The sequence below is a fragment of the Enterobacter sp. RHBSTW-00318 genome (assembly GCF_014101375.1).
Classification (GTDB): domain Bacteria; phylum Pseudomonadota; class Gammaproteobacteria; order Enterobacterales; family Enterobacteriaceae; genus Enterobacter; species Enterobacter ludwigii.
In genome coordinates, this window is sequence record NZ_JABXQH010000001.1 from 330,788 (window position 1) to 342,803 (window position 12,016).

The 12,016-nt window shown below is 50.8% G+C and carries 9 protein-coding genes and 2 pseudogenes; 6 read left to right on the forward strand and 5 right to left on the reverse strand.

Annotated elements, in window-relative coordinates; genetic code table 11:
• Window positions 1–128: 128 nt before the first annotated feature.
• Both HV157_RS01720 and HV157_RS01725 read right to left on the reverse strand, forming a co-directional pair.
• Complete coding sequence (locus tag HV157_RS01720) at window positions 129–1,436, reverse strand: McrC family protein (protein WP_000149431.1); 1,308 nt, start codon at window positions 1,434–1,436, stop codon at window positions 129–131.
• Window positions 1,433–3,589, reverse strand: a complete 2,157-nt coding sequence (locus HV157_RS01725) for an AAA family ATPase (RefSeq protein WP_000895052.1) — start codon at window positions 3,587–3,589, stop codon at window positions 1,433–1,435. Before HV157_RS01725 ends, HV157_RS01720 begins: the two co-directional genes overlap by 4 nt.
• A gap of 413 nt (window positions 3,590–4,002) precedes the next feature.
• Between HV157_RS01725 and HV157_RS01730 the strand changes: the two are divergent.
• A pseudogene (locus tag HV157_RS01730) lies at window positions 4,003–5,535 on the forward strand (IS3-like element ISKpn38 family transposase).
• 137 nt (window positions 5,536–5,672) lie between these two features.
• Here the strand turns inward: HV157_RS01730 and HV157_RS01735 are convergent.
• The 3 genes and pseudogenes from HV157_RS01735 to HV157_RS01740 form a co-directional block, all read right to left on the reverse strand.
• Window positions 5,673–6,077, reverse strand: coding sequence for a helix-turn-helix domain-containing protein (locus tag HV157_RS01735; RefSeq protein WP_001515732.1), 405 nt, complete (start codon window positions 6,075–6,077; stop codon window positions 5,673–5,675).
• Between the two features lie 48 nt (window positions 6,078–6,125).
• Window positions 6,126–6,368 (reverse strand): annotated as a pseudogene (locus tag HV157_RS26200) (ISNCY family transposase); the annotation flags it as partial.
• A 45-nt stretch (window positions 6,369–6,413) separates the two neighbouring features.
• Window positions 6,414–7,118 (reverse strand): IS6-like element IS26 family transposase, encoded by a 705-nt coding sequence (locus HV157_RS01740; RefSeq protein ID WP_001067855.1) that lies wholly within the window; start codon window positions 7,116–7,118, stop codon window positions 6,414–6,416.
• 423 nt (window positions 7,119–7,541) lie between these two features.
• Between HV157_RS01740 and HV157_RS01745 the strand changes: the two genes are divergently transcribed.
• From HV157_RS01745 to HV157_RS01765, 5 genes are all read left to right on the forward strand, one after another.
• Window positions 7,542–8,687 carry an ABC transporter permease gene (locus HV157_RS01745; protein WP_001325018.1) on the forward strand — a complete coding sequence of 382 codons (1,146 nt, stop codon included), beginning with the start codon at window positions 7,542–7,544 and terminating at the stop codon, window positions 8,685–8,687.
• 5 nt (window positions 8,688–8,692) lie between these two features.
• On the forward strand, window positions 8,693–9,484 hold the full coding sequence (locus HV157_RS01750; protein WP_001325019.1) for an ABC transporter ATP-binding protein: 792 nt from the start codon (window positions 8,693–8,695) through the stop codon (window positions 9,482–9,484).
• 1 nt (window position 9,485) lies between these two features.
• The gene (locus tag HV157_RS01755; RefSeq protein WP_000449980.1) at window positions 9,486–10,424 is read left to right on the forward strand and encodes an MlaD family protein; all 939 of its coding nucleotides are present in this window, start codon (window positions 9,486–9,488) and stop codon (window positions 10,422–10,424) included.
• Window positions 10,424–11,065 (forward strand): ABC-type transport auxiliary lipoprotein family protein, encoded by a 642-nt coding sequence (locus tag HV157_RS01760; RefSeq protein WP_000948259.1) that lies wholly within the window; start codon window positions 10,424–10,426, stop codon window positions 11,063–11,065. The genes HV157_RS01755 and HV157_RS01760 overlap by 1 nt, the downstream gene beginning before the upstream one ends.
• Window positions 11,066–11,271: 206 nt before the next feature.
• Window positions 11,272–11,969, forward strand: a protein-coding gene (locus tag HV157_RS01765) for an IS1 family transposase (RefSeq protein WP_223335778.1) whose coding sequence is annotated in 2 segments (ribosomal slippage) — window positions 11,272–11,521 and window positions 11,521–11,969 — 699 coding nt in all. Because the reading frame shifts where the segments join, the coding sequence is not laid out codon by codon here.
• The last annotated feature ends 47 nt before the right edge of the window (window positions 11,970–12,016 follow it).

The following is a 12,016-nucleotide window of genomic DNA, read 5'->3' on the forward strand; positions in this document are numbered from 1 at the left end:
TAAGTGAGCGCAGTCCGCTATGAGCGAAGAGCGGAAGTTGGCAGTTGATCTCGCAGCTAAATAGTCGCATTACTAACATTGCGGCGTGTTAATCAACGGGGAGCAGGTCACGGTCTCGCCTTTTCGCCTCACTGCGTGTTGATGCCGAGTAGGTTAATTAACTGCTCGACAATCTTGTCCTCATCGAGAACCAGATTCACACTAGCCACCTGTAATTGTTCCTTGCCTGCTAGAATCCTATAGCCTGCATTCAGAGGTTGCGTTCCCAGACCTGCATGATGTGGATAGAGAAGCATAACTTGTGGGCATTGATAAATCCGTGCATAGGCCATCATCTGGTAGACATCAGCCTGCGATATGCCATGCCTGGCATCTTCGGGATGACGACCAATACGCTTCCATTTAGTGTCTATCATCATAACAATCTGATGGTTCCGCTCGATAAGCAGATCTGGTCGGGTCTGGAAGCGTGGTTTGCCTTCTTTTACGTCCTCGATCAGACAGTATAACCTGCCTGCCTGTGCACGAACCGTCCATTCCGTACCGCGTACAGCACGCTTCGCCAGCGCCGCTATATATGCCTCGAACAGGTCGTTCATTGGGAAAAGCAGTGTAATCCCGTTCTGCGCTCGTTTATCGTGGTGTGTAGCTTGCCAGTCGCGTCGCAGGAGAAGACGTGCCAGATTGTAGAGGGCTTCCCAGCGATGATTGGTTCGGTCGATCCGTACCTGTGACCACGGCAGATGACTGAAAGGGACGTCGCTAACACCCGATAACAGGATGCGCAATTCATTCAGACGACAGAGCGTATCAGCAGCGCGGGCATAATGGTGAAGCAGAACTACACACGCCTTCATAATTCGAAGCAGGGCGGTATCAGCCGACAGTTCGTCGTAACGACAGGCGAGACGGTCGGGGCGGACGGCAAGCATAGTGAATTGTCGTTTGATATTGAGCCTTCCGCGCAATGAGGGCAAATCGTCTTCCTGTGCCAAATAGGTGCGCGGTAATCCCCGATGTACTTCAGATAAGAGTCGCTCGGCGAACAAGCGGATGAGTATCTCAAGTAAGCTTTCAGCTTGTCTCGCCATTGTTGCAGCCTGTCCATTGCCGAGTTTAAGGCCGAGGGCGACATCAAGCATACGTATCAGGCGATTGCGTATTGTGGCGTCCGGTTCTATCGTCTCGTCGTCGAATTTGGGCAGGATCTCAAGGCTACATCCCGGAGCGGCAATGACCCCAACCATTTGCCCGGCAATAATTTTGTTATGGCGATCGATTAAGATATTAGTACCGTGCTGATTTGCCAGCGGATGCTCGCGCGCCGCCGTAAGCAGCGCGTTAGCCTGAGGGCGGGTAAAAGCATGAGGAGCGTTTATGCTGCTTTCAGTGTTCACACAAACACCACCCCATTCGCGAACCGTGAGGTGCGTCATTCTTTCGATTCACCAGCCACCTCAAGATCGGTGACATTTAACGTTCTGGTTTTGCCTATCAGTCGATCAAAGGCGTCATTTCTGAACGGTGCACGTACCGACCAGCTTGATAATGGTTCCCCCTCTATTCCGGGTGGCGGTAAAATCTGAGCTTCCTGCATAAAACCATCGCCCAGCACTGCCGCGATTCGGCTCCAGTCCTCGAAGAAATACTCTTGTAACAGCGGTATGACCTTATTGCGCACTGCATCTTCAACTTGTGCCCTGGATTCACAATTGATAAAGAAGGCGTGTCCAATGCGATATTCCCGACCTATAAGATATTCAATACGCTGGTTGATGGTGGTAAGAACGGCTTTGAGATCGATCCCCTCTACTTCACTTAGCAGGGTCGCGTCGGGAGCCATTTCCCGGAAGTTGAATCGCCGCCTTAATGCTGTGTCGAGCAATGCGATGGATCGATCGGCGGTATTCATGGTGCCTATGATATGAAGGTTGGCGGGGATGCCAAAATCTTTCTTTTTCGAATAAGGCAGAGTTACGGTGAGTGCATCAGGCATTCCAAGGCGTTTATCCGGCTCAATTAACGTAATCAGTTCACCGAACACTTTCGAGATATTTGCCCGGTTGATCTCATCAATAATGAGGACGAATTGTTCTGGTTGTCCTTTAACATCGGAACTATTATCCAGGTTCTCTGTACTCGAGAGCAGTCTGCCTAGCGCCGGGATATTCACACGACTGGTGGCAATGGAATAGAGCGTCCGCATGGTGAAGTTACCATCGATAATTGTATCGAGTGGCAGTGGTTCATCAAGGGTCAGTAGCCAGCGAACTGGGCGGCGGTGGGCATAGTAACCTTCGGCTTCAGGAACGAAATAGTAATCACCAGTTATTTCAGCGATAGCGCGAAACGCAGTGTTCCCGTAAGGGACAATCACGATATCACCAGGCTTCATTTCGCAACGGAAGGGATAGGTTTGCGTCCAGTTACTAGGCGTCAGATTCCCTGGATTTTGCTTGATCCATTCATCATGAATCGCGTTGAACGATGAGAATCTATCCGCGCTCCAGTCTATGGTCCCACCCCACCCCAGAGCGATATACCCATTGTCGCGGGCATCTTCATACACATCGTCTTCGGTGCCAATTGTCCCTTGCCCCATTTTCCAGAAGCGTTTCTTGGATAGTTGCAGTGCCGAGGCATCTGTCTGTGCACGGGGTTGTGTTCTGGCCTGATCGGCAAGGGCACAAATTTCTCTGAAGAGCCCCGGCGTAGGCATGAGTCTGAATCCAGCAGACGAAGACTCATCTTCACCGATTTCTGGACGAAGACCCTCAACGAAGGTTTCGTAGTCATAGCTCTGGTGGAATGTGACGAAAGAGATTCTCTTTTCTGCCATCAGTTCGTTATAGCGCGCCATCAGGGCCGCACGCCCATCTTTTGAGTTCGGATAGGCATCTTTGCCATCGCAGAGCGCTACGGCTTCCCTCGCCGTGTGATAGGTCTTTCCGGTACCTGGAGGACCGTAAAAAATAAGGTTAGTCGGAGTTGGTTTAGTCTGGGCCACCAGTTCGCTTCCTTCCGTAAGGATGAACGTATATTTCCGGGTTGTGCTCTTTTTAGGCCCTTCCGTCACCGGAGGGGGAACATCCGCTAGTTCCTGAAATTTTTGACCATCAAGAGCTTGACAGATGTTCGGCCATCCCTTGTCGAGACCCATTTCAGTATTCAGAGGACCAACTACCAGGGTGACACTTGCGTCACCTCGCTCTCTGGCTGGGGTGATGTAGTTTTCAAGGACATAATCCCGAATTTCGTCGGCCTGAGAGTCATCACCGCTCAGAAAACGTCCATATTGTCCGAGCCAGCTATTCCAGTTGGACAATCGGTTAAGCGGTTGCTCTGATTCAGGCATTAGTAACCTATAGTCATTGCCGTTGTCTTTGGCATCACGGCGAATCTCTTTGATCCGCTGCCGCAATTGCGCAAATCCATCCGCCTGGTAGGCTGCATCCAGATCTGCATGAGGAGAACCAAGTGCTGCGAGATTTTTTTCTATAGTTTTGACAGCATAAATACGGGAATTGAGGCCTGCTTGCGTTTTGGCGCCTCTGCTCTTCAACCATTCCTGAAATTCAACTTCGAGCATTTCCGATGCCCTCTCATTTTCGTTAACTTACTGATAGCTATCATTGTGGATGATGGAAGGGGCAGTACTGCAACTCTTCGCTACAGATTGCCAATACTATTAATCTTCCTTGCTGATTGTCTCGCTTGCGGGGCGAAGGGTTTGACCAACCTGACATAGCAGACAGGCATCATCCTCGAATGTAATGGTCCCTCAGGAGTGCAGCCCAAGCGCTGTGTCGCTTACCGTAAACATAGCACTATGGATGCCTCGGTCAAGGTATGTTTTTCCATAATTTATTGATAAGAAACAATAATAGTTATTATGTAATGATTTGAACCTTTATGAGCCTTTTAATAAATCGTCATGTCCAAACTATGTAGCAGCTGAAGGTGGAAGTGTGGACAAATTCCTGGACCTTCAGGAGTTAATTTATGCATTCATACGAGGACCGGATTCGGGCCGTCGAACTCTATTACCGGTACGGAAAGAAAGCCTCCGTTGTCGTCATGGAGCTGGGATATCCTTCCACAAAACAGCTGGGCCGTTGGGTTCGGATTTATGAAGAGAAGGGCGATTTACCCAGGGAATTAAAACCAAGAGAACGCTATTCACGTACACAGAAAATTGCTGCTGTTGAGCATTATCTTACTCACGGTGGTTGCCTGTCGTACACTCGCCGAGCCATCGGCTACCCCAGTAACGAAATTCTAAAGCGCTGGATTGAAGAGTTTTACCCAAATGCGCGTCCCCTGGTCATTCGCTCAGGCACAAGCAAATGCTTCAGCCCGGAAGAGAGGTCTCAGGCCGTCCGGGAGCTCTGTAACCGACGTGGAACCGCGCGTAAAGTTGCACAAAGCATAGGCGTCAGCGTCCCGGTCCTGTACAAATAGAAGAAAGACCTTATCAGTGACGAGGCTTATCAATCCATGCGCAAACGAAAGGCAGCCCCTCAGGATAAAAATCAGGATACTTTACTCGGTGAAATCCAGCGTCTCAGGAAGCAGGTTCATCAGCTGGAGCTCGAACGTGACATACTGACAAAGGCGAATGAACTGATAAAAAAAGATCTGGGCATCAGCTTTCTGAAACTGAAAAACGGGGAGAAAACCCTGATAGTTGATGCCCTTAAGAAAAAGTACCCCGTTGCTGAGTTGCTAAGCGTTCTGCAACTTGCCCGCAGCTGTTATTTTTACCACAAAGCCAGCAAACGTCTGTACGATAAGTATGCGGAAATACGCGTGATCATGGCCGATATCTTTGAGGAGAATTACCGCTGTTACGGCTACCGGCGCCTTCACGCGATGCTTCGCAGTAACAACAGGGTTATTTCTGAAAAGGTTGTCCGCAGACTGATGGCAGAAGAGCAGCTCGTTGTTAAGCGCACCAGGCGACGACGATATAACTCTTACTGTGGCGAAATCGGTCCGGCACCGGAAAATTTACTCGCCCGGGATTTTAGTTCCTGCAGGCCAAATGAGAAGTGGCTGACCGATATTACGGAGTTCCAGCTTCCGGCTGGAAAAGTCTATCTGTCGCCGGTTATCGACTGCTTTGATGGCCAGGTTGTAAGCTGGTCGATAGGAACACGCCCGGACGCGACGCTGGTGAATACGATGCTCGATGACGCACTCGATACGCTCAGCGAACATGATAAACCGGTGATACACAGCGATCGTGGTGGCCATTACCGGTGGCCGGGCTGGCTCGAGCGTATCAACACCTCCGGACTTATAAGGTCCATGTCGCGCAAAGGATGCTCGTCGGATAATGCTGCGTGTGAAGGCTTCTTCGGGCGTATCAAAAACGAAATGTTCTATGGCAGAGACTGGGCGGGTATCACGCTGGAAAAATTTATCTGCTTCCTGGACAGGTACATACGCTGGTATAACGAGAAACGTATCAAGCTATCATTAGGTGCAATGAGTCCTGTGAAGTACCGGCAGCATCTTGGGATCACAACATAACAGTCCAAGAAAACATCCGCAGCCCCAAAAGTGACATTACTAAATGGTTCTAACAAAGCCTATCTAGCCAATGTTGAAATGTCGTATTTAAAGCCAAGCTGAAGTGACGTCTGTGGTCAGTCCGGCCAATACCTTCTTCAGTCTGATTCAGGGTTTGAGGACGGGCGAGGGTGCCAGGTTTTCTCGGCAATCATCATTTTCCGCACGGTCTCTTTTGAAATCCGGACACCGTATTCTGTGGTCAGAATTCGCCAGATGGCTGACGGATTCATATCCCGGCCGCGTGAGCGAATAAGCTGCAGTGCCTGATCTCTGATGGTGGTGTTTAACTGATGATTGCCTGGCTTTCCACGGCGCCGGCTGACCAGACCGGCTGGCCCCAGCTCGCGGTAGCGTTTAATCAGGCGGGAGCACTGACGACGGGTGAGATCCATGGACTCTGCCACTTCTGCCAGCGTAATTTCCCGCGCCATATAGGCTTCAATCAAATCCAGGCGTAGCGCTTCGTGAAGTGTCAGGAGCACTGGTTTGTTGTCGTCCATTTTTCTCTCATCTGTCGGCCATATCAGATCCGCAGGTGAGGGAAGGGCTCATCGCTTCAGGCTGGGGATAAAATCCTGCGGACTGGCCAGCACCGGGTTGATCGCCCTGAGCTCTTCCAGTGCACGCTCCTGAGCGCACCTGCGGGGCATTTTTGTACTGCGCATTCGCTTTCCTTCAGCCTCCAGCTCTTCCTGTTTCTGCTGTGCCAGCCTCAGAACGGCACCCAGTCGTTTGTTATCAACAACCGCCCCCAGATCAACGCAGGTCAGTTTATCGAAAATCTGGCACTGTTGCAAAGTTAGCGATGAGGCAGCCTTTTGTCTTATTCAAAGGCCTTACATTTCAAAAACTCTGCTTACCAGGCGCATTTCGCCCAGGGGATCACCATAATAAAATGCTGAGGCCTGGCCTTTGCGTAGTGCACGCATCACCTCAATACCTTTGATGGTGGCGTAAGCCGTCTTCATGGATTTAAATCCCAGCGTGGCGCCGATTATCCGTTTCAGTTTGCCATGATCGCATTCAATCACGTTGTTCCGGTACTTAATCTGTCGGTGTTCAACGTCAGACGGGCACCGGCCTTCGCGTTTGAGCAGAGCAAGCGCGCGACCATAGGCGGGCGCTTTATCCGTGTTGATGAATCGCGGGATCTGCCACTTCTTCACGTTGTTGAGGATTTTACCCAGAAACCGGTATGCAGCTTTGCTGTTACGACGGGAGGAGAGATAAAAATCGACAGTGCGGCCCCGGCTGTCGACGGCCCGGTACAGATACGCCCAGCGGCCATTGACCTTCACGTAGGTTTCATCCATGTGCCACGGGCAAAGATCGGAAGGGTTACGCCAGTACCAGCGCAGCCGTTTTTCCATTTCAGGCGCATAACGCTGAACCCAGCGGTAAATCGTGGAGTGATCGACATTCACTCCGCGTTCAGCCAGCATCTCCTGCAGCTCACGGTAACTGATGCCGTATTTGCAGTACCAGCGTACGGCCCACAGAATGATGTCACGCTGAAAATGCCGGCCTTTGAATGGGTTCATGTGCAGCTCCATCAGCAAAAGGGGATGATAAGTTTATCACCACCGACTATTTGCAACAGTGCCGGCAGATTTACCCGCTGATCTGGTTACACAGGCCAGTGCTTCTATCAGTGAAACCATTCAGGTGGTCAATAGCCTTGGTGGGGACGAGCATCTACTGAGCAGCGCCAAACTGGCCTTTTCTGCCTCACATAGTCTGGTATTAGGTACTGCCAGCGTACTGTTAATTCTGCTGGCGGTAGTCGTTTGGTTTACCCTGCCAGAGAGGAAAATACGGCAATTGGGCAAACAGCGTGCCACACCTCACTGATTAGGGTGTGGTTAACACTTCATTAATTAAACAGTCATTACTCTTACTTAACTGTGTGATATACCTATTTAGGGTTTGAAACATTAGAGTTTGAAATAGGTAAGGTCTGAGCAATGACTGAGCAAACGTCCCCCGCACAACTTGATCTCGATAGCGCGGCTCAGCCCCCCAGAGTTTATATCCGGGGGGACTGGGTGTTGGCGCATTACTGCGTTTTGGAGCCGCGCGTTGCGCAATTGCGCGCTAATATGCCCAGTGGGGGGGTATTTGATCTCAACCAACTGGGGGCGTTAGATACCGCCGGTGCAACGTTGTTAGCTCTGCTTCTGGGTGAGGACCGTGTAGCAAATTTACGCGAACTTGCGCCTAAATTGCCAGAAGAGCGGAGGATATTACTTGAAACGGTAAGCCATGTATTGCCTGACTTAACCCCTGAGTTGTCTGAAAAACCCACACGGTTTTGGCTTGAGATGCTGGCTAATACCGGCCGTTCGGTAGATAACTTATGGCAAGATATTAAGTCACTATTGGGCTTTATTGGTCTGGCGCTGGAAACCTTGCTGGGAACACTTTTTCGCCCCTCCCGCTGGCGCATTACCTCATTAATTGCCAATATTCAACAGATTGGCCTCAATGCTGTGCCGATCATTATGTTGCTCACCTTTTTGGTGGGGGCAGTTATCGCCTTTCTCGGTGCAACCGTACTCACTACTTTCGGCGCGGGCATTTTTACCGTCGATTTGGTGGTATTTTCTTTTCTACGTGAATTTGCGGTACTGCTTACCGCGATCCTGATGGCAGGGCGAACAGCCAGTGCTTTTACCGCTGAAATTGGCTTGATGAAAGCCAATGAAGAGATTGATGCTATCCAAACACTGGGCTTGAATCCGGTCGAACTGTTGGTGCTACCGCGCGTCTTGGCACTATTGATCTCTCTGCCGATGCTAACCTTTATTGGCATGGTTTGCGGTATTTTCGGTGGCATGGTGGTGTGTGCCTTAACACTGGATATCTCTCCCACTATGTTTTTGTCGATTATGCAAAACAGTAATGGGTTGCAGCATTTTCTGGTGGGAATAAGTAAAGCCCCTATTTTTGCTTTCCTGATTGCTATTATTGGCTGTCTGGAGGGGTTCAAAGTAACCGGTAGTGCTGAATCAGTCGGGGTTCATACCACCACCAGTGTGGTGCATTCGATCTTTGTGGTGATTTTGCTTGATGCCGTGGCAGCGCTATTTTTCATGGAAATGGGGTGGTGAGCCAAATGACGCAAGATGCAATCATTCAAATTCGCGATCTGGTTAACTGCTTTGGCGTACAGTGCGTGCATCAAGGGTTGAATCTTGATGTTAAGCGCGGCGAAGTTCTTGGCGTGGTTGGTGGCTCGGGTACCGGTAAATCTGTTCTGTTACGCAGTATTGTTGGGTTACGTCGTCCGACTGACGGGAAAATTCATGTTTTTGGCAAGGATTTAATGGCACTGTCAGGTCAATCCCGCGCCATGGTCGAGCGCCGATTCGGCGTATTATTTCAACGAGGCGCACTGTTCAGTTCTCTAACCGTGACCGAGAACGTGGCATTACCATTAATAGAAAACGCCGGATTACCCCGGTCTGAGGCTGAGCGATTGGCTCAGGTTAAACTGGCACTGGCTGGGCTACCGCCGGGCACTGGCAGTAAGTATCCAGCATCTCTGTCGGGTGGTATGGTCAAGCGTGTTGCGCTAGCCCGTGCCTTAGCACTGGACCCGGATATTCTGTTTCTTGATGAACCGACTGCGGGTCTTGATCCCATTGGTGCGGCGGCGTTTGACAGTTTGATCCGCACCCTGCGGGATGCCCTCAATCTAACGGTATTCTTGGTGACCCACGATCTGGATACGCTGTATACACTGTGTGATCGTGTGGCGGTGCTTTCGCAGAAAAAAGTGCTGGTGGTTGATACTCTGGATAAAGTTGCAGCGACTGATGATGGCTGGATTCAGGCGTATTTTCATGGCCCACGTGGCCGGGCTGCTTATCAGGCAGCGGCAATTAACAGTGGAGAGAGGTTGTAATATGGAAACCCGTGCTCATCATGTCGTTATTGGTTTGTTCACTCTTATTGTGGTGAGTGCCGCGCTGCTGTTTTGCCTATGGCTGACAAATTCCGGTTCTGATCGCCAGTTCAGATTGTACGATATCGTTTTCAATGAGCCTGTGAGTGGCCTGTCACAGGGTAGCACCGTTCAGTACAGCGGGATTCGAGTCGGTGAGGTGACGCAATTACGCCTGGACCGAGACAATCCGAATAAGGTTTGGGCACGTATTCGCGTTTCTGCATCTACTCCGATACGCGAAGATACCCAAGCTCGTCTCACCGTCGCGGGTATTACCGGCACCTCAAATATTCAATTCAGCAGTGGCAGCCAGACCAGCCCGTTGCTGGAGGGCAAAGATGACGAGGTTCCTATCATTATTGCTACCCCTTCGCCGATGAGCCAGTTACTGGCTAACGGTGAGAATTTCATGACCAATGCGAATGAAGTGTTGGTGCGTTTGAACCAGTTGCTGGCACCGGATAACCAGCAGCGCCTAGTAACGACACTGGATAATCTCGCGCTGGTCACCCAAACTGTGGCTGATCAACGTGGTGATCTCCGTACCCTGTTGCAGCAGTTGGCGCAGGCCAGTAAACAGGCTAATGAGACACTGACTCAAACCAATCGCCTGCTGCGTAATGCTAACGGCTTAATGGATGGGCAGGGGAAACAACTGGTCAGTGATGCCGCCAAAACCATGGCATCGTTGCAAAATACCAGTACCATCCTCAATAAATTGGTGAGTGAAAATAAAACCTCACTCAATAACGGGATGCAAGGGATGAATGAGCTGGGGCCGGCAGTAGATGAGCTGCGCAGAACATTAGCGACATTACGTGCCGCCGTTTCTCGTTTGGAAGAAAACCCAGCGGCCTTGTTGCGCGGCCGTGAAAGAACACAGGAGTTTACGCCTTAATGCTCTCTTTTAATGTGATGCGCTATGCAGGCCGCCGCGTGTGGCTATTGATGATATCCGGGGGGGCGATACTGCTCTCTGCCTGCACCATTTTACCTTCGGCCCCTGTATCACAAGTTTATCTTCTGCCGGTGCCACCTGCAGTCAGTGTGCCACACGCGCAGACAGTAAACTGGTCATTACGGGTTTCACAACCGGCGACGAACCAGTTTCTTAATAGCTCACGCATAGCGGTGCAGCCTCAGGGCCAGGAGATTGCGGTTTATAAAAACTCCCGTTGGAGTGATTCGGCGCCGATTTTGGTGCGCAATCGTCTTATTCAGGCGTTCCGTAGCGATGGGCGAATCCGTGCAGTCAGTAGCGACGATGATAGCTTGCAGGCTGATGTGGAGTTGAGTGGTGATCTGTCCGCGTTCCAAGGGGTATACCATGTTGGTAGCAGCGAAGTGCTGATCCGTTTTGATGCTCGGCTGGTAAGAATTTCAGATCGTAGGATTATTGCGACTCGCCAGTTTGACATTCGCCAACCGATAAAAGGTAACGAGATGAACGAGGTGGTTCAGGCCTTTGGCCTGGCCAGTGACCAGTTAGCCACTCAAGTGCTCAACTGGACGATGCAGCAATCCCCTGCGCAGGGTTGATATCTAAACCAGCACCGGTTGGTTTTATCTGAGGCGAGTTGGCAGTAGCTAACTCGCCTTTTTTATCGTCTAGTTTAATGATTCAAGGCGAATAATTGCGTCTAAGGGGAAAATATTCTCTTTATTGTTTTGTGATTAGTATCTCATTGAGGGTGATGCTGCCAACTTACTGATTTAGTGTATGATGGTGTTTTTGAGGTGCTCCAGTGGCTTCTGTTTCTATCAGCTGTCCCTCCTGTTCAGCTACTGACGGGGTGGTGCGTAACGGCAAAAGCACCGCCGGACATCAGCGCTATCTCTGCTCTCACTGCCGTAAAACATGGCAACTGCAGTTCACTTACACCGCTTCTCAACCCGGTACGCACCAGAAAATCATTGATATGGCCATGAATGGCGTTGGATGCCGGGCAACCGCCCGCATTATGGGCGTTGGCCTCAACACGATTTTCCGCCATTTAAAAAACTCAGGCCGCAGTCGGTAACCTCGCGCATACAGCCGGGCAGTGACGTCATCGTCTGCGCGGAAATGGACGAACAGTGGGGATACGTCGGGGCTAAATCGCGCCAGCGCTGGCTGTTTTACGCGTATGACAGGCTCCGGAAGACGGTTGTGGCGCACGTATTCGGTGAACGCACTCTGGCCACACTGGAGCGTCTTCTGAGCCTGCTGTCGGCCTTTGAGGTCGTGGTATGGATGACGGATGGCTGGCCGCTGTATGAATCCCGCCTGAAGGGAAAGCTGCACGTTATCAGCAAGCGTTACACTCAGCGCATTGAGCGACATAACCTGAATCTGAGACAACATCTGGCAAGGCTGGGACGGAAGTCACTGTCGTTCTCAAAATCGGTGGAGCTGCATGACAAGGTCATCGGGCATTATCTGAACATAAAACACTATCATTAAGTTGGAGTCATTACCGCGCACGAGCAAGGGGCTGCGGGCGCTCGGTT

Coding starts and splice junctions, on each gene's coding strand:
- HV157_RS01750 (WP_001325019.1), top strand. CDS start 8,693: ATGACGCAAGATGCAATCATTCAAATTCGCGATCTGGTTAACTGCTTT.
- HV157_RS01760 (WP_000948259.1), top strand. CDS start 10,424: ATGCTCTCTTTTAATGTGATGCGCTATGCAGGCCGCCGCGTGTGGCTA.
- HV157_RS01755 (WP_000449980.1), top strand. CDS start 9,486: ATGGAAACCCGTGCTCATCATGTCGTTATTGGTTTGTTCACTCTTATT.
- HV157_RS01745 (WP_001325018.1), top strand. CDS start 7,542: ATGACTGAGCAAACGTCCCCCGCACAACTTGATCTCGATAGCGCGGCT.
- HV157_RS01735 (WP_001515732.1), bottom strand. CDS start 6,077: ATGGACGACAACAAACCAGTGCTCCTGACACTTCACGAAGCGCTACGC.
- HV157_RS01720 (WP_000149431.1), bottom strand. CDS start 1,436: ATGACGCACCTCACGGTTCGCGAATGGGGTGGTGTTTGTGTGAACACT.
- HV157_RS01740 (WP_001067855.1), bottom strand. CDS start 7,118: ATGAACCCATTCAAAGGCCGGCATTTTCAGCGTGACATCATTCTGTGG.
- HV157_RS01725 (WP_000895052.1), bottom strand. CDS start 3,589: ATGCTCGAAGTTGAATTTCAGGAATGGTTGAAGAGCAGAGGCGCCAAA.